This window comes from Ramlibacter tataouinensis TTB310 (genome assembly GCF_000215705.1).
Taxonomy (GTDB): domain Bacteria; phylum Pseudomonadota; class Gammaproteobacteria; order Burkholderiales; family Burkholderiaceae_C; genus Ramlibacter; species Ramlibacter tataouinensis.
Genome location: NC_015677.1, coordinates 1,675,077 through 1,693,987 on the forward strand (window position 1 = coordinate 1,675,077; position 18,911 = coordinate 1,693,987).

The following is an 18,911-nucleotide window of genomic DNA, read 5'->3' on the forward strand; positions in this document are numbered from 1 at the left end:
CGGCGACGTTGGCAATTATAGGAATGTGTCGACACAAGCGCATCGACTGTCGACACTGCGACGCTAGTGCCGGCCGTTGCTCGCCATGCCCGACATGATCTTGTCGGTGTAGGCGATGGCCATGGCCGACAGCAGGAAGGCGATGTGGATCGCGGTCTGCGCGATCAGCACCCGGTCGGAGTAGTTGTCGGCGTTGATGAAGGTCTTGAGCAGGTGGATGGAGCTGATGCCGATGATCGCGGTGGCCAGCTTCACCTTCAGCACCGAGGCGTTCACGTGGCTGAGCCACTCCGGCTGGTCGGGGTGGCCCTGCAGGTTCATGCGGCTGACGAAGGTCTCGTAGCCGCCCACGATCACCATGATCAGCAGGTTGGAAATCATCACCACGTCGATCAGCGCCAGCACCACCAGCATGATGACGGTCTCGTTCAGGCTGGTCAGCGGCGCCGTGCTCTTGTAGCCGATGCTGGTGACCAGCTGCTGCAGCGCGGCCTGGCTGCCGAAGGCGGCTTCGATCAGGTGGACCAGCTCCACCCAGAAGTGGTAGACGTAGATGGCTTGCGCCGCGATCAGGCCCAGGTACAGCGGCAGCTGCAGCCAGCGGCTGGCAAAGATCAGGTTGGGCAGGGGACGCAGGGGCGAGTTCTTGCCTTGCAGCGGGTTCGGGTCTTGCATGAAGAAGAAGGGCGGTGCGGGTTTTGCCAAGGATGGGCTATTGTAGGTTTGGACCCATTGCACCCGTCGGCCCCGGCTTTGTAAGCTTGGAGCCAGTCAGTGCACTGTAAGTGCACCCGCTGAAAGTTGGCCGCAAATTCCAACCATCCGGAGACAAGCATGAGCGCCATCGAATCGGTCCTGGTCGAAAACCGCGTCTTCCCGCCGCAGGAGGCCGCCGTGAAGGCGGCGCGCATCTCCGGCATGGCCGCGTACGAGGCCCTGTGCCGGCAGGCCGAGCAGGACTTCCAGGGCTTCTGGGCCCAGCAGGCCCGCGACAACGTCGTCTGGACGCGGCCCTTTTCCCGCACGCTGGACGAGTCGAACGCGCCGTTCTACAAGTGGTTCGACGACGGCGAGCTCAACGCCAGCGCCAACTGCCTGGACAAGCACGTGGGCACGCCGGTGGAGAACGAAACCGCCATCGTGTTCGAGGCCGACGACGGCACGGTGACCCGGGTCACCTACAAGGAACTGCTGGCGCGGGTCGGCCAGTTCGCCAACGCGCTCAAGGCCCAGGGCATCCGCAAGGGCGACCGGGTCATCATCTACATGCCCATGACCGTCGAGGGTGTGGTGGCGATGCAGGCCTGCGCCCGCATCGGCGCCACGCACAGCGTGGTGTTCGGCGGCTTCTCGGCCAAGGCGCTGAACGAGCGCATCATCGACGCCGGCGCGGTGGCGGTCATCACCGCCAACTTCCAGATGCGCGGCGGCAAGGAATTGCCGCTCAAGGCCATCGTGGACGACGCCATCGCCATGGGTGGCTGCACCACGCTGCGGACCGTGCTGGTCTACATGCGCACGCCCACTGCCTGCAACATGGCGGCCGGCCGCGACAAGACCTTCGATGAGGTGCTCAAGGGCCAGAGCGCCGAGTGCACGCCGGTGAGCGTGGGCGCCGAGCACCCGCTGTTCATCCTCTACACCTCGGGCTCCACCGGCAAGCCCAAGGGCGTGCAGCACTCCACCGGCGGCTACCTGCTGTGGGCCAAGCTCACCATGGACTGGACTTTCGACATCCAGCCCAAGGACGTGTTCTGGTGCACCGCCGACATCGGCTGGATCACCGGCCACACCTACGTGGCCTACGGCCCGCTGGCCGCAGGCGCCACCCAGGTCATCTTCGAGGGCATCCCGACCTGGCCGGACGCCGGGCGCTTCTGGCAGATGATCCAGAAGCACAAGGTGACGGTGTTCTACACGGCGCCGACGGCCATCCGCTCGCTGATCAAGGCCGCCGAGACCGACGCCAAGGTGCACCCGCGCAACTGGGACCTGTCGTCGCTGCGCATCCTGGGCAGCGTGGGCGAGCCCATCAATCCCGAGGCCTGGATGTGGTACCACAAGAACGTGGGCGGCGAGCGCTGCCCCATCGTGGACACCTTCTGGCAGACCGAGACCGGCGGCCACGTGATCACGCCGCTGCCGGGCGCCACGCCCACCGTGCCGGGCTCCTGCACGCTGCCGCTGCCGGGCATCATGGCCGCCATCGTCGACGAGACCGGCAAGGACCTGCCCAACGGCGCCGGCGGCATGTTGGTGATCAAGCGGCCCTGGCCCTCCATGATCCGCACCATCTGGGGTGACCCGGAGCGTTTCAAGAAGAGCTACTTCCCCGAGGAGATGGGCGGCAGGACCTACCTGGCCGGCGACGGCGCGGTGCGGAGCAGCGACCGCGGGTACTTCCGCATCACCGGCCGCATCGACGACGTGCTCAACGTCTCCGGCCACCGCCTGGGCACCATGGAGATCGAGTCGGCGCTGGTGTCCAAGACCGACCTGGTGGCCGAGGCCGCGGTGGTGGGCCGGCCCGACGACCTGACCGGCGAGGCGGTCTGCGCCTTCGTGGTGCTCAAGCGCCCGCGCCCCGTGGGCGAGGAGGCCAAGAAGATCGCCAACGAGCTGCGCAACTGGGTGGCCAAGGAGATCGGCCCCATCGCCAAGCCCAAGGACATCCGCTTCGGCGACAACCTGCCCAAGACCCGCAGCGGCAAGATCATGCGGCGCCTGCTGCGCAGCATCGCCAAGGGCGAGGCGATCACGCAGGACACGTCGACTCTCGAGAACCCGGCCATCCTCGAGCAGCTGGCCGAGAAGAACTGAGGGGCTTCCCTCCCTTTCCTCTCCCTCCGGGAGAGGGCTGGGGTGAGGGCGCTAACGCAGCCCCAGTCCCCTCAGGAGGTGATCCAGGATCACCAGGTGGTCGTCCAGGAACTGCCCGTCCAGCCCGGGCAGGTCGGCCACCGGCACCCACTCGGCGTGGGCCGCGTCGTCCGCGCCCTGCACACGCGGCAGCGTGCCGCCGGGCAGGTCGAAGAAATGGGCGTGGACGATGATGCGGTTGCGCTGGCTGCGCCAGGGATGGTCGAACGCCCGCACCGCCTTCAGGCACGCCCACAGCTGCGCCTCGGGCACGTCGAGCTGCGTCTCCTCCAGCAGCTCCCGGATGGCAGCATGCGCCAGCGTCTCGCGCGTCTCCAGGAAGCCGCCGGGCAGGGCGCGCAGGCCCTTGCCGGGATGGCGGCCGCGGCGGATCAGCAGCACGTGGCCGGCGGCGCGCACCACGGCGTCCACCGTCACCAGCGTCACCGGGTAGGGGACGGCCGCCCAGAGGGCCCGCTCGCGCGCGATCTGCTGCCATTCCTCGCGCAGCCGTTGATGGTCCGGCATTCCCAGCCAGCCTTGCAGGAACGCCGCCGTGCCGGGCGCCACGCGACCGCGCAGGGTTGCCAGCGCGGCTTGCGCGTCGTCGGCGGCGAACAGCTCCGGATGGAGGTCGCGCATGCCTGGGTCGCCCGGCGTCATCGACTCGTCGCGTGCCGGGCCGCAGCGCCGCACTGCGTCCCGCGCCACGCCGGCCGCGTCCGCAGCCTGCTGCAGTGCCTGCGCGTTGCGTGCATCGTCGAACCATTCGCGCAACGGCACGAACTCCACACGTGCGGCTTCCGCGCCGTCGAGCGAGTCGCGCAGCATCGCCGCTCGCTCCTGCCAGGTGAAGGGCGTGCGCGGCGAACGCGGCAGGTGGGCGGACGCGATGAGCACGCGGCAACGCCCGATTTCGGCCAGGGCCTCGCGCACGGTCCGCACATCGCCTGCACTGGGCAGGGTGAAAGCCCCCACGCACACGGCGTGCGCCTGTCGCGGCGGCGCCTGCGTCATCGCCGGATCACCGCCTTCACCGCGTCCCATTGCATGGCCCCGGCCCGGTCGGGCGCCTGCGGCTCGCACAGGTAGATCTCGCCGGCCGGCCGTCCCACCACGCGCAGCCCGGCCGAGCGCAGCATGGCCTCGCAGCCGGCATGGTTGGCCACCCACCAGTTCGTCTCGTCGCCGGAGAAACGGTGCTCGATGAAGGCCATCTTGGGCCAGCCCTCGTGCAGCAGCGGCTCGCGCTCGGTGATCGGATGGTCGGCCGTGTCCTCGTACACCGCCTCGCCCGGCAAGGTGAGGGTCTGGAACACCATCAGCCGCCGTGTCATGCGGGCCAGGGTGTCCAGCGCCAGCAGCGGGTAGCGCAGGTGATAGAAGACCCCCATGAACCAGACCAGGTCGAAGCGCTCCTCGCCCCACCCGAGCAGGTCGTACACGCCCTGCTCGCGGAACTCGATGCGGTCCTGCAGCCCGAACTGCCGCGCCGCCCAGCGCGCCTGCTCCAGGTACAGCGGCTCGTGGTCGATCGCGACCACGTCGGCGCCGCGCCGCGCCAGCTCGAAGCTGTAGAAGCCGGCGTTGCAGCCCACGTCCAGCACGCGCCAGCCGCCGAGGTCCTCGGGGATGTGGGGCGCGATCTCCAGCCACTTGAAGCGCGGGAAGTCGCCGCCCAGGAAATGCCGCGGCACGGTCTGCACGCCGCCGGGCAGGTGCAGGTTGTGGAACCAGGGCCCCAGGGCGTCGATCTGGCGCTGCAGTTCGTCCGCCTCCGCCTGGGGCGCAGCCAGCGCGGCGTCCGCGGTCTCGCGCGCGCTCACGATGCGGGCTCCAGGTGCGGCCTCGCCTGCGGCGCCGCCCCGGTCCGGGAGGTGCGCGACGCACCCGTGCCGGCGCGCAGCAGCTCCAGCGCATAGCCTTCCAGCTGCTCGGCGCGGTGGGCGGCGGTGTGGCCGGCCAGGATGCGCTCGCGTGCCCGTTCGGCCAGGCGCGCCCGCTCGTCCTCGCCCCAGTCCCGCAGCACGGCCAGCGCCTGCTCCGTGCTGTCGGCCAGCACGATCTCGCGCCCGGGCGCCAGCAGCTCCTCGATGCCCTGCCAGCGGTCGCTCAGGATGGGGGTGCCGCAGGCGGCCGCCTCGAACAGCCGCACGCTGGGCGACCAGCCGGCCTGGACCATGTCGGCGCGCGTGATGTTCAACGTCCAGCGCTGGCGGTTGTAGAAGGACCGGTGCTCGGCCGGCGGCAGGTGGGGTTGGTACTCCACGTTGGCCGGCCAGGCGATGTGCTGCGGGTACTGCGGCCCCGCGACGATGAAGCGGCCGGGCGGATGCCGGCGCGCGGGCTCCAGCAGCAGGCGCTCCACGCCGGGCTGGCGGTCGTCGCTGTAGGTGCCCATGTAGCCCAGGTCCCAGCGCGGCGGCTGCGGCTCGGGGTAGTACAGGGTGGGATCCACAGAGCAGTAGAACGGGCGCGCGCGCGGCGAGCCGAACTCGCGCTCCAGCCGCTGCAGCGTCGGGCCGGCGGTGAAGGACAGGTACAGGTCGTAGCCGGGGATCTGGCGCGGCGCCAGGTAGTCGTGCTCGCCGCGGGCCAGGCGCGCCAGCGTGACCGGCGTGTCGATGTCGTAGAAGGCGGTGAGGCCGCGCGCCGTGCGCTGCACCCAGTCGCCGGCCGCGACGCCCTCGGGAACGAAGGAGCCCACGATCACCAGGTCGGCGTCGCGCACCGGCGCCTGGAAGCGCTCGCGCAGGTCGTCCAGGCTGGCGTAGAGCTCGGTGCGCCCCCAGGGCGGGTTCGGCAGGTCGCGGTTGGCCGCGTACCAGGGCTGGTCGCGCTCCAGGAACAGCAGCTCGTGGCCGCGCGCCACCAGCTCGCGCACCAGCCCGCGGTAGGTGGTGGCGTGCCCGTTGCCCCAGGAGGAGGTGATGGACAGGCCGAGGATGACGATGCGCAGCTTGGATGTCATGCGGACTCCTCCGCCGGCGCCACCGCGCGGCGCCCCTGCAGCAGCGCGTCCAGCTGCGCCGCGCGGTGCGCGTAGGTGTGCTCGGCCAGCACCCGCGCATAGGCGGCGCGGCCGACGCGGTGCGCGGCCTCGGCGTCCAGCGCGCGCACATGGGCCGCCACTTCCTCGCCGTCGCGCGCCACCAGCATCTCCCGGCCCGGCTCGAAGAACATCTCCAGGCCCTCCCAGGCGTCGGTGATCAGGCAGGCCGCGGCGCCGGCGGCCTCGAACACCCGGGTGGCCGGCGAGAAGCCGTAGCGCGCCATGCTCTCGCGGCTGACGTTCAGCACCGCGCGCGGCGTGCAGTTGAAGGCGTTGTGGTCGGCCGTGTACACGTGGCCCAGGTACTGCACGTTGGGCGGCATGGTCTTGTCCTGCCAGCCACTGCCGCCCAGCAGCATGCGGTGCGAGGGCAGCAGGCTGGCCGCGCGCAGGAAGAACTCCTCCACCCGCGCCTCGCGGTCGGGCAGGCGGTTGCCCAGGAAGCCCAGGTCGCCCTCGAAGCGCGGGTTCGGCGCCACCGGGAAGTGGGTGCTGGGGTCCAGCGCGTTGTAGATGGGCACGCAGTCGCGCGCGCCCAGCCCCAGGTAGGCCTGGCGCACCGGCTCGCCGCCGCCGTAGGTGAGCACCAGGTCGTAGCGCGGCACCAGTGCGCGCAGCGGATCGGCCGCGTTGCCGTGCATGCGGTCCAGCGTCGCCGGCGCATCCACGTCCCAGTACGCCACCAGGGTGCCCGGGCCTTGCAGGTCCAGCACCGCTCTTTCCAGCAGCTCGTCGTGCACGCCCACGCCGCTGGCCTTGACCACCAGGTCGGCGCCGCGGGCCTGCTCCACCGTGCGCAGCACCTCGGCCTCGGACTGGGCCGAATAGACCACCACCTTCGCCCAGGGCGGATCGGCCATGTCGCGGTGCTGCTGGCGGCCGAAGGCGTCGGGCTCGTAGAAGGTGACGCGGTGGCCGCGCTCGTGCAGCGCGCGCACCATGCCCCGGTAATAGGTGGCCGCGCCGTTCCAGTACGCGGACACCAGGCTGGAGGCGAAAAACGCGATGTCCATTCCCTGTTTCATGGTTCCTCTCGAAGTCGTGTCAGGCGCCCACCGCCAGCGCCTGCGGCGCGGGGGCGGCCAGTTCGCGGTGGATGGCGAGCAGCTCGTCGACGCGGTGGCCGCAGCTGTGGCGCGCCAGGATGGTGCGGCGGCCCTGCTCGGCCAGCGACCGCGCCAGGGCGGCGTCGTTCAGCACGTCGCTCAGGTGGCGCCTCATCTCGGCGCCATTGCGCGCCACCAGGAAGTCGCGGCCCGGCTCGAACAGGCCCTCGCAGTCGTTCCAGGGCGCCGACACCAGCGGGATGCCGCAGGCCAGCGCCTCGAACATGCGGATGGTCGGGATGCCGGGCAGGGCGGCGACGTAGGGGCGCCGCGGCACGTGCACCGTCACGCCATAGCGCGCGAAGACCTCGGGCGCGCGGTAGTTGGGCAGCCAGCCGGCATAGGCGATGCCGGCGGCCTGCAGGCTGCGCAGCGCGTGCTCGGGATAGCGCACGCCATGCACGCGCGCCTGGAGCCCCAGCTCATGCACCGGGTCGAGCAGGAACTCGTGCAGCTCCGCCGTGCGTTCCTCGTCGCCCCAGTTGCCTATCCACACCAGGTCGCCCTCGCGCGGCTGGCCCGGCACCGGCCGGAACACGCGCGTGTCCGCGGCCTCGTGCCAGGTCCAGGCCCGGGCGGCCCAGCCGTTCTTGCGGTACAGGTCGCGGATCACCCCGCCAAAGGCCAGCACGCCGTCGTAGTGGCGCAGGTCGTAGGCCGCCATGCTCTGCGGCTCGGTCACGCTGCGGTGGTGCGTGTCGTGGAACAGCAGCTGGTAGCCGGGGTTGTCGCGGCGGTGCTCGCCGATGCGCCGGACCAGGTCGTGGTCGCTCCACTCGTGCACCAGCACCAGGTCGGCGCCTTCCAGCGCCTCGTGCAGGTCCAGCTCCGCGGGCGTGTAGCGCCGGCTGCGCAGCAACGGGTAGGCGGCAGCGAAGTCCTGCAGCGGCTGCGTGCCGTGCTCGGCCACCAGGTTGGCCACGCTCCAGGCGTCCTGCGGTTCGTAGACCCGGACGTCATGGCCGCGCGCCAGCAGCTCGCCGCACACGCCGCGCAGGAAGTGGGCATTGCCATGGTTCCAGTCGGACACCAGCGAATGGCAGAACAGGATCACGCGCAAGTCAGGTCCTCCTCGAAGCGGGGCGCCCGGCGCGCCTGCAGCGCCGCGTAGGCGGCCAGCGTGGCATCGGCCGCGCGGGCGGGGTGGAAATGCAGGGCGCGCTCGCGCGCCGCCTGCCCGAGCCGGGCACGTTCCGCGGGATGGTCGATCAGCGCCTGCAGCGCCTGCCGCAGCGCCTCGTGGTCCTGCGGCGGCACGTAGCGGGCCGCGTCGCCCCAGACCTCGCGCAGGCTGGGGATGTCGCCCAGCACCAGGGCGCAGCCGCACAGCCCGGCCTCCAGCGCCGACAGGCCGAAGGGCTCGTAGCGGGCCGGCAGGGCGTAGATGGCGGCCTGCGCCATGGTTTGCGCCAGGGCCGCAGCCGACAGATTGCCCAAGGCCTGCACGGCTCGGGGGCTGCGCGAGCGGCCGTCCGGCGCCACGCAGGAACCGGCCACCTGCACCGACCAGGGCAGCTGCGGCGCCACGGCCTCCAGCGCGGCCAGGTTCTTGGCCTCGTCCCACAGCCGGCCCGCGGCCAGGATGAACGGCTGCTTGCGCTGCGGCACGAACAGGGCCGCATCGCGCGCGTTCGGCAGCACCAGGCCGGTGCCCGAATAGCCGTAGTTCCTCCCCAGCGTGCCCAGCATGGCCTGGGTGGGAGCAGCCACCTGGTCCGCGCCCTGCAGGCCCTGGCCCACGCGCTCGCGGTAGCGGTCCCACTCGGCCGGTGCGTCGGTGCCGTGCACCGCCTGCCACCAGGACAGCACGCAGGAATGCGCCACCAGCAGCGTGGGGGCGCGCCAGGGCAGCGACCCGAAGGCCAACTGGTTCAGGTGCACGACCGCGGGCCGCAGCCGGGCCTCCAGCCCCATCAGCCAGCGGCCGGCGCGGTCCACGTCGTCCCAGGGCTCGGGCATCCACTCCAGGCGCCAGCGGCTCTCGTGCAGGCTGAGGCCTTCCAGGCCCTCCACCTGTTCGCGCTGGTGCCGCGCCAGCGGCGCGCCCAGGGTGGCCAGGTGGACCTGCCAGCCGCGCCCCAGCAGGGCGCGGGACAGCTCCACCGCATAGGTCCACACGCCGCCGACGGTGTCGGCCGTCAGCAGCACGGACCGCGCGTTCTCAGCGGCCATAGATCCGGTCGACCACCGTGGCCACCTGCACCGCGGGCTCGATGGCCGGCGAGAAGCCCGATCTGGCGGCCAGGCGCCGTGCCCAGTCGACGATGGCGCGTCCGCCCCAGGCGTCCGGCGGTTCGGCGAGGGACACGCGCTGGGTGCCGTGGTAGCGCTCGGCGGCGAAGTCGAAGAAGGAGCCGTTGCGGTTGCGCATGGCGACGCCGCCGCGGCTGCCGTGGAAGTGCGCTTCGATCGCGGCGTCGCAGCCGGCGGAGAAATTCCACGAGCAGGCCAGCCGCACCGTCGCGCCGGTGGCCAGCTCGATCTGTGCCACGGCATAGTCCTCCACCTCGGTGGCGCCGGGTTCCAGCAGCCGGCCCTGGGCGTACAGCCGGCTGTCCACCCGCGCCACCTCCGGGAAGCCCAGCACCCACAGCGCCAGGTCGACCAGGTGGGTCCCCAGGTCGATGGCGCAGCCGCCGCCGGCGAGCTGCGGGTCGCGCGCCCAGGACTTGTCCGGGCCGTACGCGTTGTGGAACACCAGGTCGGCCGCGTACACGCTGCCGATCTCGCCTTCCACCACGCTGTTGCGGATGCGGCGCATGGCCTCGGTGTGGCGGTAGGAGAAATCGCAGCCCAGCAGCTTGTCGGCCCGGCGCGCGGCCTCGACCATGGCCGCGGTCTCGGCCGCGGTGCGGGCCAGCGGCTTCTGGCAGAACACGGCCAGGCCGCGCTCCAGGCAGCGCAGGGACTGCTGCGCGTGCAGGGCGCTGGGCGTGGCGATCACCACGCCGTCCAGCTCGTGCGCCAGCAGCTCGTCCAGCGAGGATGCGAGGGCCGCGCCGGGCGCGAGTTTCCGCACGCGCTGCTGCGCCTGCGGCGACGGGTCGGCGACCACGGCGACCTGGCAGGCCTGCTCGTCCAGCAGGGCCTGCATCCGGTGCTGGCCGATCCAGCCCAGGCCCAGGAAGCCCAGGCGGGGCGGCTGGACGGTTGCGTTGCTCGCGTTGCTCATGCCGTCACCAGCGCCTTCATGAAGCCGTCGGGACGGTTGCGCGTGAGTTCCAGCGCCTCTCCCAGCCGGTCCAGCGGCAGGCGGTGCGTGTACAGCGGCTCGGGATCGATGATGCCCTGCGACATCCAGTCGACGGCGGTGCGCATGCCGTCCACGTACATGCGGGGATCGCGCTCGTGGGCATTGATGACGTCGATGCCGCGCCAGTTCCACAGCTGCACGTTCACCTCGCGCATGCCGTCCTGGTGGTAGCCGGCGATCACCAGGCGGCCGCGCTCGGCGGTCAGCTCGCCGGCCAGCTGCAGCGGCCACTGCAGGCCGGTGGCCTCGATCACGCGCTCGCACCAGCGGCCCTCGGTCAGCTGCTTGACCTGCTCGATGACCTTCCAGTGGTCGTCCAGGGCGATGGTGTGGGCGGCGCCGCAGGCGCGCGCGAAGTCCAGCGAGAAGCCGCGTCGCGACAGGGCGATCACCCGGGCGCCGGCATGCGCCGCCATCTGGGTCAGCAGCGCGCCCAGGAAGCCGATGCCGACGATGGCCACGGTCTGGCCGCGCTCGATCTGGCTGCGCCGGAAGATGTTGACCGCGCAGCCCAGGGGCTCGCCCGGCACAGCGGCGCTGGCCAGGGCCTCCGGCAACCGGACCGTGGCACTGGCCTCGGCCAGGTCGTACTCGGCATGGGCCCGGTAGGTGAGGGCGGCCACCCGGTCGCCCCGCGCCAGGCCGGAAACGCCCGCGCCCACCGCTTCCACCCGGCCCCAGCCTTCATGCCCCGGCGCCCCCGGCTGCTGCGGGTACTGGAACCAGTCGCGCCCTTCCCACAGCGGCAGGCTGGAAGCACAGACGCCCGAGCCTTCCAGCCGCAGCAGCACCTGCCCCGGGCCCGGCTCGGGGATGTCCACGGTCTGCAGGGTCGCCTGCTGGGGCGACGCGATCACACACGCTTGCACGACGAGTTTCTCCCTGTCTTTCTTGATCGATGTCCGTTGTTGTTCAGTGCGCGCCTGCCTCGACGGCCACGCGGCGCGGCGCGCCGGCCTGCTCGCGTTCGGCCAGCCAGCGGTAGAGGCGGGCGATGCCGTCCTCGGCCTCGACGCGCCGGCGCCAGCCGGTGGCCTGCTCGAAGGCCCGGGTGTCGGAGACGTAGTAGCGCTGGTCGCCGGTGCGCCAGTCGTCGAAGGCCAGCGCCGGGCGCTGGCCTTGCAGGCGCTCGATGCGGTCGACCAGATCCAGCAGGCTGATGGTGCTGCCAGGGCCCCCGCCGATGTTGAAGGCCCGGCCCGACAGGCGCGCGGCGTTCTGCTCGGCCAGCAGGAAGGCGTCGACCAGGTCGTCCACGAACAGCACGTCGCGCACCTGCTTGCCGTCGCCGTAGAGCGTGATGGATTCGCCGCGCAGCGCCCGCAGCAGGAAGTGCGCGACCCAGCCCTGGTCCTCGGTGCCGAACTGGCGCGGCCCGTAGATGCAGCTCATGCGGAACACGCAAGTCGTCAGGCCGTAGCTGCGCGCGTAGTCGACCACGTACTGGTCGGCCGTGCCCTTGGAGCAGCCGTAGGGGCTGTGGAAGTCCAGCGGGCGGGCCTCGCCGATGCCGCGCCGGCGCACCTCCTCGTCCACCGGCAGGTAGCGCTGGCCCTCCAGGCCGAGCGCCACGTCGCCCAGCCCGCCGTAGACCTTGTTGGTCGAGGTCAGCAGGATGGCCGGCGGCAGCGGGCGGGCGCGGGCCGCCTCCAGCACGTTCAGCGTGCCCTGCGCGTTGATGGCGAAGTCCTCCTGGGGGTCCTCCAGGCTGGTGGTCACCGCCACCTGGGCGGCGAAGTGGAAGACCTGGTGCACGCCGACCATGGCGCGCTGCACGGCCTGCGCGTCGCGGATGTCGGCCACCACCACGTCCAGCTGGGCGCCATGCGCTTGGCGCAGCCACTGCAGGTTCTGCTCCACGCCCGGGCGGGACAGGTTGTCCAGGATGCGCACGCGGCGGCCGGCGCCGAGCAGGCGATGGGCCAGGTTGGAGCCCACGAACCCGGCGCCGCCGGTGATGAGCGCCAGCGACTCCTCACTCATAGGAGTACCTCCGCCCTGCGGGCTGCGGTGCCATGAGCCTTCGGAACGGCCGGGCGGCTCATACCGTCAACCCCCGGGCGCTGAGCTCGGCGCTGGCCTGCGCGACGCGGTCCACGGCGGCCTGGCCCGCCAGCCAGGAGGCCAGCTCGGCCATGCCGTCGTCCAGCCGCACCTGCGGGGTGTAGCCCAGCACGCGCTGCGCCTTGGAGATGTCGGCGTAGCAGTGGCGGATGTCACCCACCCGGTACTTGCCCAGGATCTGCGGCTGGATCTCCTCCTTGCCCATCACCCGGGCCAGCCGGGCGGCGATGGCGCTCACCGTCTGCGGCTCGCCGCTGCCGATGTTGAACACCTCGCCGGCCGCGGCCGGCGTCTCCAGCGCCAGGCGGCAGCCGCGGGCCACGTCGTAGACGCTGACGAAATCGCGCTGCTGCAGGCCGTCCTCGAAGATCGCCGGCGCGTTGTCGTTGAGCAGCCGCGAGGCGAAGATGGCGAGCACGCCGGTGTAGGGGTTGGACAGGGCCTGGCGCGGGCCATAGGCGTTGAAGAAGCGCAGCGCCACGGTGGGGATCTGGTAGGCGCGGCCGGTGATCAGGGTCATGCGCTCCTGGTCGTACTTGGACAGCGCGTAGATGGACGCCAGGGTCGGGCTCTTGCTTTCCGGCGTGGGCACCGGCTGCAGGATCGCGCCTTCCTCGTCACGCAGCTCCCACTGCGCCTGGCGCAGCTGCTCGAGCGAGCGCTCGCCGGCCTCGCACACCCGTCCCGACGGGCTGCGGTACAGGCCTTCGCCGTACAGGCTCATGCTGGAGGCCACCACCAGCCGCTCCACCGGCTTCTTGATGAGCGCCTCCATCAGCACAGCCGTGCCGAGGTTGTTGACGCGGGTGTAGTGCGCCACCTCGTACATGCTCTGGCCCACCCCCACCGCGGCCGCGAAATGGAACACGGCATCGACGCCCTCGAGCGCGCTTTCCACCGCTTCCTTGTCGCACACGTCGCCCACCACCAGCTCGACGTCGCGGTGCAGGTAGTCGGGCCTTCGGCGCGCGTCGCCGTGCACCTGGGGATTGAGGCTGTCCAGCGCGCGCACCTGGTAACCATGCCCGATAAGCTCATCAGCAAGATGCGAACCGATGAAGCCGGCGCCTCCCGTGATCAGTACTTTCTTCATGTGCTTAATTCCATCTTTTGCCGAGTGGGAATGTGATCGTAGGCCACCTGCCCAGCTCTGTGGGTCCGGTGAGCTCATCATTGAAAAAAAAGTTGACAACGGGGCCGTTTCACCCCCGTGCCGGTTCAAGGATCGGTAGGATGGTTCTCGCTGAGGTTCCAGCGGTCGCACACAGGGAGAAGTCCGTCATGACGAGAAAGGTCCGGGTAGCCATCATCGGCGTGGGCAATTGCGCCTCCTCGCTGGTCCAGGGCGTCCACTTCTATCGCGACGCCCGCGGCGAGGACTTCGTGCCCGGACTGATGCACGTCGACCTGGGCGGCTACTTCCCGGGCGACATCGAGTTCAGCGCCGCCTTCGACGTGAGCGCGCACAAGGTCGGGCTGGACCTGGGCGAGGCCATCTATGCCGAGCCCAACAACACCATCCGCTTCGCCGAGGTGCCCAAGCTGGGCGTGCCGGTGCATCGCGGCATGACCCACGACGGGCTGGGCACCTACCTGAAGGACGTGGTGCCCAAGTCCACCGCGTCCACCGACGACATCATCGGCATCCTCAAGGCCACCCGCACCGACGTGGTGGTCTCCTACCTGCCGGTAGGCTCGGAGATGGCCACCAAGTGGTACGTGGAGCAGGTGCTGGAGGCCGGCTGCGCCTTCGTCAACTGCGTGCCGGTGTTCATCGCCTCGCAGCCCTACTGGAACAAGCGCTTCGCCCAGCGGCGCCTGCCCATCATCGGCGACGACATCAAGTCGCAGGTGGGCGCGACCATCGTGCACCGCATCCTCACGGACCTGTTCAAGAAGCGCGGGGTGCGGCTGGACCGCACCTACCAGCTCAACTTCGGCGGCAACACCGACTTCCTGAACATGCTCGAGCGCGAGCGGCTGGCGTCCAAGAAGATCTCCAAGACCCAGGCCGTGACCAGCCAGCTGGGCCATCCCATGCAGGAGAAGGACGTGCACGTCGGCCCCAGCGACTACGTGCCCTGGCTGGCCGACCGCAAGTTCTGCCACATCCGCATGGAAGGCACGGGCTTCGGCAACGTGCCCATGCAGTGCGAGGTGAAGCTGGAGGTCTGGGACTCGCCCAACTCCGCCGGGGTGGTGATCGATGCCATCCGCTGCGCCAGGATCGCCCTGGACCGCGGCATCGGCGGCGCGCTCAACGGCCCGTCCAGCTACTTCATGAAGTCGCCGCCGCTGCAGTTCACCGACGAGGAGGCCCGCGAGCTGGTCGAGGCCTTCATCCGCGGCAGCGGCGCGGCCACGCAGCCAGCCGAAGGCGCATCCGCCGAGCCGGCGGCCGAACCCGCCCCCACCGTCCAGCAGAAAACCGCCTGAACCCGCGTCATGATCGAAGCCGTCAAATTCTGGAACGAACCCAACAACAAATCGCACTGGGACCTCGAACTCGACCCTGGCTGGGAGCGCTTCGCCGAGATGGTGAAGCTGGCCTGCGTCGCCACCTATGCCGAGAACTCCGCGCTCACCCGCGTGCTGGGCGGCATCTCGCCCGTCGATCCGTCCTTCCTGCAGCGCCTGCAGGGCCTGGGCGTGCTCGACGGCGTGAACGCGGTGGCGGTACACGGCTTCCCGCTGGACTGGAACCACTGGCAGATCGACGAGTGGCCGGCCAGGATCGCCGAGATCCAGGCGGTGACGCCGCTGCCGGTCTGGGTCACCGAGGTGGGCGTGTCCACCTTCGGCGCCGAGGAGGTCCAGGAATGGGGCCTCAAGCGCACGGCCGAGCTGCTGATCGGGCGCGTGCCCAGCATCCACTGGTACTCGCTGTACGACCTGCCCAAGGCCTGGCCGGCCACCACGCGGCACCGCGAGGCCGAGGGCTCGAGCTACTACCGGCACTTCCACATGGGCCTGCTGCGCGAGGACGGCTCGCCCAAGCTCGCCGCCCGTATCTTCGCCAACTACACACCGGCGATGGGCATCTGCCAGTGGTTCCACTTCGAGGACCACCGGCTGGATGACGCGGTGCGCTGGCTCAAGCGCCTGGGCGTGCGCAAGCTGCGCACCGGCCTGTCCTGGGCCGACAGCTTCCGCCCCGGCGCGGACGCCTGGTTCGACCGGCAGATGCAGGCGCTGGAGGACTTCGACGTGACGCTGACCTTCTGCTTCACGCCGGAGCACCGCGGCCTGCAGCCGCACCACACCAGCGCGCCGCAGGTGCCCGAGGAGTACGCGGAGTTCTGCGCCCGCATGGTGCGGCGCTACGTGGGGGGCGGCTCGGCGAGCAGCGGCCCGGGGCTGCCGCGGGCCGACCTGCTCACCGCCTCGGCGTGACGCGCCTGCTGCTGCTGCGGCATGCGGCGCATGACCTGGCCGGCCGGGCCCTGGCGGGGCGCCTGCCGGGCCTGGGGCTCAACGCGCTGGGCCGGCAGCAGGCACAGGCCCTGGTCGAGCCGCTGCTGCGGCAGTCGGTGCAGGTCGTCTGCGCCAGCCCGCAGCAGCGGGCCCGCGAAACAGCCCTGCCGCTGGCAAACCGGCTGGGCGTGGAGGTGGCCGTCGCCCCCGAGTTCGACGAGATCGACTTCGGCGAATGGACGGGCCAGGAGTTCGGGCAGGTCCGCGACCGCCATCCCGGGCTGTGGGACGGCTGGGTGCACCGGCGTTCGCAGGCCACGCCGCCCGGCGGCGAGCCGTTCGCCCGGGTCGCCGAGCGCGTCCAGGCCGGCGTGCAGCGGCTCGCGCGCGAGCACCCTGACGAGGTGGTGCTGGTCGCCTCCCATGCCGACGTGATCAAGGCCACGCTGGCCACGCACCTGGGCCTGTCTCTGGACCGGCTGGAGGGCTTCGAGATCGCCTGTGGCTCGCTGAGCGTGCTGGAGGTGGGCGCCCAGGGCTCGCAGGTCAAGCTGGTCAACGGCGTCTATTTCTGAGCGTCCTGCGGGCTGTCCTCGGTTTCGCGGTAGGCCTCGTCGATCTGCCCGGCCAGCTTCTCCGGGTCGGTGGCCTGCACCAGCACCCCGACCTCGGGGTCGTCCCCTTGCAGGGCGCCCACCTTCTTGGCGATCGCCTCCAGCAGCAGCAGCATCTTGGAGTTCTCCTGCTCGGCCAGCAGGTTGATCTGCAGGTCCAGCTGGTTGCGCCGCTCGGCCAGGCGCCCCTGGTAGTTCTGGCTGATCAGGATGAAGGACATCAGGAAGATGCCTTCGGCCGAGGCGAACAGGGTCAGCAGCGTGAAGGGGTAGGGATCGGGCGGGTTCCCGGCCAGGGAGTTCCAGATCATCCAGGCGGCGAAGCCGATCGCGTGCACGATGACGAAGCCGATGTGGCCGCAGGCGCGTGCCACCAGGTCGGCCACCCGGTCGGCCCAGCCGTGGTTGGCGTTCTGCAGCTCGTCCAGTTCGCGCATCGCGCGCACGTTGGCGCGCGTGACGTCCGCCACGTCACGGGGAGGCTCGTGCAGGTTCTTGCGGTGCCGGGCCGGTGGTGCTTCCATGTGCCGCCACTGTGGCCGGGCCGGTTGCGCGCGGCGGTAGGTGGGCGTCGCCTGTATGCGTCAGTGCCGCGCGTTGGCGCAGCGCCGCCGCCACCTGCCGGACCAGCCCCGCCCAGTCGCCGGCGCGCGGCTGGCGGAACAGCCGCATGGCGGGGTACCAGGGCGAATCCTCGCGGTCATCCATCCAGCGCCAGTCGGCCTCGTGCTTGAGCAGCAGCCAGGTGGGCCGGCCCAGCGTGCCGGCCAGGTGGGCGGGCATGCCGTCCACCGCGATCACCAGGTCCATGGCCAGCATGGCGGCGGCCGCCACTTCGATGGACTGGGTCTGGCGCCACAGCGGCACCAGGCCGAGCCGGTCGGCCGCCGGGTCCTGCGCGGCGGCGCCTTGCTGCAGGCTGTGGAAGCGCACCCCCGGCACGCCCAGCAGCGGCGCCAGCGTGTCCAGCGGGATGGAGCGGCTGCCGTCCCAGTCGCTGGCCGCCCACAGCAAGCCCACGCGCAGGCCGCCGTCGGCCGGCAAGGCCGGCGGCTGCCGGCCCGCCGCCAGCGACGCGAGGTGGGGATAGGGCGGCGGCACGGTGGCGGCCGTGCTGCGCACCGCATAGGCCAGTTCCATCACCTCGATCTCCACCTCGTGCGGGGGTGGATGGTCGGTCCAGGCGTTCGATACCCGGCCCAGTTCCGGCGCACCCGCCAGCAGGGGCAGCAGCGCGGGCTGCACCAGGAAGTGCAGCTCGCGGGCGTGCCGCGCCAGCAGCGGGACGAAGCGCATGAATTGCAGGCTGTCGCCCAGCCCGTGCAGGCAGCGCACCAGCACCGAGCGGCCGGCCAAGGGCGTGCCGTCCCAGACCAGGTGGTGCGGCTGGCGCTGGAAGCCGGGCAGGCGCTGTTCGGCGCGGCGCGGCAGTTCCAGGCGGTCGGTCTGCCGCCAGGCGGCCTCCCAGTCGCCCGCGCGCATGGCCTGCAGCCAGCGCGCGCCGACCTCGGCGGGATCGGCCGGGGATGCCTTCCCGGTCAAGCGCCTTCCTTGAGCAGCCGGTCGAAGTAGGCGATGGTGCGCACCAGTCCCTCGCGCAGCTGCACCGTCGGCTCCCACCCCAGCTTCTCGCGGGCCCGTGCGATGTCGGGGCGGCGCTGGGTCGGGTCGTCCGCGGGCAGCGGCTTGTGGACGATGGGCGAGCGGGAGTTGGTCAGGTTGATCACCTGCTCGGCCAGCGCCGCGATGGTGAACTCGCCCGGGTTGCCCAGGTTGATCGGGCCGGGGCAGGGCGCGTCCCGGCGCATGAAGCGCACGAAGCCCTCGACCAGGTCGTCCACGTAGCAGAAGCTGCGGGTCTGTTCGCCCTGGCCGTAGACGGTCAGGGGCTCGCCGCGCAGCGCCTGGACGATGAAGTTGGAGACCACCCGCCCATCGTTGGGATGCATGCGCGGGCCGTAGGTGTTGAAGATGCGCGCGATGCGCACGTCCACCCCATGCTGGCGGTGGTAGTCCATGAACAGCGTCTCGGCGCAGCGCTTTCCTTCGTCGTAGCAGCTGCGAACACCCACGGGGTTCACGTGCCCCCAGTAGTCCTCGGCCTGGGGATGCCGCTCGGGGTCGCCGTAGACCTCGCTGGTCGAGGCCTGGAAGATCCGCGCCCCGGTGCGGCGCGCCAGCTCCAGCAGGTGCAGCGCGCCCAGCACGCTGGTCTTGGTGGTCTGCACCGGGTCGTGCTGGTAGTGCGGCGGCGATGCCGGGCAGGCCAGGTTGTAGATCTGGTCCACCTCCACCTGCAGCGGCAGCACCACGTCGTGGCGCATCAGCTCGAAGCGCGGATGGCCCAGCAGGTGCGCGACGTTGCGCTTGCTGCCGGTGAAGAAGTTGTCCACGCACAGCACCTCATGCCCCTCGCCGAGCAGGCGCTCGCACAGGTGGCTGCCCAGGAACCCGGCGCCGCCGGTGACCAGCACCTGGCGGCGTTCGTTGTAGTCGCGCATGCTCGTTCGCTCCCTAAAATCATGAACCGCGTCGGCCTCAGCGGTTAT

Annotated in this window: 18 protein-coding genes; 4 read left to right on the forward strand and 14 right to left on the reverse strand. The window is 71.0% G+C overall.

Going from position 1 to position 18,911, the window contains the following annotated elements:
• Positions 1 to 63: 63 nt before the first annotated feature.
• Positions 64 to 675, reverse strand: coding sequence for a YqhA family protein (locus RTA_RS08180; protein WP_041675204.1), 612 nt, complete (start codon positions 673 to 675; stop codon positions 64 to 66).
• Positions 676 to 834: 159 nt separating this feature from the next.
• On the opposite strand from RTA_RS08180, the gene acs reads away from it, so the two are divergent.
• Positions 835 to 2,820, forward strand: a complete 1,986-nt coding sequence (gene acs / locus RTA_RS08185; protein ID WP_013900917.1) for an acetate--CoA ligase — start codon at positions 835 to 837, stop codon at positions 2,818 to 2,820.
• A gap of 51 nt (positions 2,821 to 2,871) precedes the next feature.
• Here acs and RTA_RS08190 read toward each other — a convergent pair whose 3' ends face one another.
• The 10 genes from RTA_RS08190 to RTA_RS08235 are packed head-to-tail and all read right to left on the reverse strand — an operon-like array spanning position 2,872 to position 13,427.
• Entirely contained in the window at positions 2,872 to 3,876 is a 1,005-nt protein-coding gene (locus RTA_RS08190) for an NUDIX domain-containing protein (RefSeq protein ID WP_013900918.1), read from the reverse strand.
• The gene (locus tag RTA_RS08195) at positions 3,873 to 4,685 is read right to left on the reverse strand and encodes a TIGR04290 family methyltransferase (protein ID WP_013900919.1); all 813 of its coding nucleotides are present in this window, start codon (positions 4,683 to 4,685) and stop codon (positions 3,873 to 3,875) included. Before RTA_RS08195 ends, RTA_RS08190 begins: the two co-directional genes overlap by 4 nt.
• A complete protein-coding gene (locus tag RTA_RS08200; protein ID WP_013900920.1) occupies positions 4,682 to 5,830 on the reverse strand; it encodes a CgeB family protein in 1,149 nt (382 codons plus the stop codon). The genes RTA_RS08195 and RTA_RS08200 overlap by 4 nt, the downstream gene beginning before the upstream one ends.
• Entirely contained in the window at positions 5,827 to 6,936 is a 1,110-nt protein-coding gene (locus RTA_RS08205; RefSeq protein ID WP_013900921.1) for a CgeB family protein, read from the reverse strand. The genes RTA_RS08200 and RTA_RS08205 overlap by 4 nt, the downstream gene beginning before the upstream one ends.
• A 19-nt stretch (positions 6,937 to 6,955) precedes the next feature.
• A complete protein-coding gene (locus RTA_RS08210; protein ID WP_226986153.1) occupies positions 6,956 to 8,071 on the reverse strand; it encodes a CgeB family protein in 1,116 nt (371 codons plus the stop codon).
• Positions 8,068 to 9,189 (reverse strand): glycosyltransferase family 4 protein, encoded by a 1,122-nt coding sequence (locus tag RTA_RS08215; protein WP_013900923.1) that lies wholly within the window; start codon positions 9,187 to 9,189, stop codon positions 8,068 to 8,070. Before RTA_RS08215 ends, RTA_RS08210 begins: the two co-directional genes overlap by 4 nt.
• A complete protein-coding gene (locus tag RTA_RS08220; protein WP_013900924.1) occupies positions 9,179 to 10,189 on the reverse strand; it encodes a Gfo/Idh/MocA family protein in 1,011 nt (336 codons plus the stop codon). Before RTA_RS08220 ends, RTA_RS08215 begins: the two co-directional genes overlap by 11 nt.
• On the reverse strand, positions 10,186 to 11,127 hold the full coding sequence (locus RTA_RS08225) for an MDR/zinc-dependent alcohol dehydrogenase-like family protein (RefSeq protein WP_226986131.1): 942 nt from the start codon (positions 11,125 to 11,127) through the stop codon (positions 10,186 to 10,188). Before RTA_RS08225 ends, RTA_RS08220 begins: the two co-directional genes overlap by 4 nt.
• 55 nt (positions 11,128 to 11,182) lie before the next feature.
• On the reverse strand, positions 11,183 to 12,253 hold the full coding sequence (locus tag RTA_RS08230; protein WP_013900926.1) for an NAD-dependent epimerase/dehydratase family protein: 1,071 nt from the start codon (positions 12,251 to 12,253) through the stop codon (positions 11,183 to 11,185).
• A 58-nt stretch (positions 12,254 to 12,311) separates the two neighbouring features.
• A complete protein-coding gene (locus RTA_RS08235; RefSeq protein WP_013900927.1) occupies positions 12,312 to 13,427 on the reverse strand; it encodes an NAD-dependent epimerase/dehydratase family protein in 1,116 nt (371 codons plus the stop codon).
• A gap of 188 nt (positions 13,428 to 13,615) precedes the next feature.
• Here RTA_RS08235 and RTA_RS08240 point away from each other — a divergent pair, with 188 nt between their 5' ends.
• From RTA_RS08240 to RTA_RS08250, 3 genes are read left to right on the forward strand one after another with little or no spacing between them, the layout of a single operon-like run.
• Positions 13,616 to 14,770: an inositol-3-phosphate synthase gene (locus RTA_RS08240; RefSeq protein WP_013900928.1), complete on the forward strand. Its 1,155-nt coding sequence runs from the start codon at positions 13,616 to 13,618 to the stop codon at positions 14,768 to 14,770.
• Positions 14,771 to 14,779: 9 nt separating this feature from the next.
• Positions 14,780 to 15,727, forward strand: a complete 948-nt coding sequence (locus RTA_RS08245) for a beta-xylosidase (RefSeq protein ID WP_013900929.1) — start codon at positions 14,780 to 14,782, stop codon at positions 15,725 to 15,727.
• Entirely contained in the window at positions 15,724 to 16,323 is a 600-nt protein-coding gene (locus RTA_RS08250) for a histidine phosphatase family protein (RefSeq protein ID WP_013900930.1), read from the forward strand. The genes RTA_RS08245 and RTA_RS08250 overlap by 4 nt, the downstream gene beginning before the upstream one ends.
• Here RTA_RS08250 and RTA_RS08255 read toward each other — a convergent pair.
• The 3 genes from RTA_RS08255 to RTA_RS08265 are packed head-to-tail and all read right to left on the reverse strand — an operon-like array spanning position 16,314 to position 18,863.
• Positions 16,314 to 16,886 carry a DUF1003 domain-containing protein gene (locus tag RTA_RS08255; protein WP_081466241.1) on the reverse strand — a complete coding sequence of 191 codons (573 nt, stop codon included), beginning with the start codon at positions 16,884 to 16,886 and terminating at the stop codon, positions 16,314 to 16,316. The genes RTA_RS08250 and RTA_RS08255 overlap by 10 nt on opposite strands.
• Positions 16,834 to 17,904, reverse strand: a complete 1,071-nt coding sequence (locus RTA_RS08260; RefSeq protein WP_013900932.1) for a hypothetical protein — start codon at positions 17,902 to 17,904, stop codon at positions 16,834 to 16,836. Before RTA_RS08260 ends, RTA_RS08255 begins: the two co-directional genes overlap by 53 nt.
• Positions 17,901 to 18,863: a UDP-glucuronic acid decarboxylase family protein gene (locus RTA_RS08265; RefSeq protein ID WP_013900933.1), complete on the reverse strand. Its 963-nt coding sequence runs from the start codon at positions 18,861 to 18,863 to the stop codon at positions 17,901 to 17,903. The genes RTA_RS08260 and RTA_RS08265 overlap by 4 nt, the downstream gene beginning before the upstream one ends.
• Positions 18,864 to 18,911 lie beyond the last annotated feature (48 nt).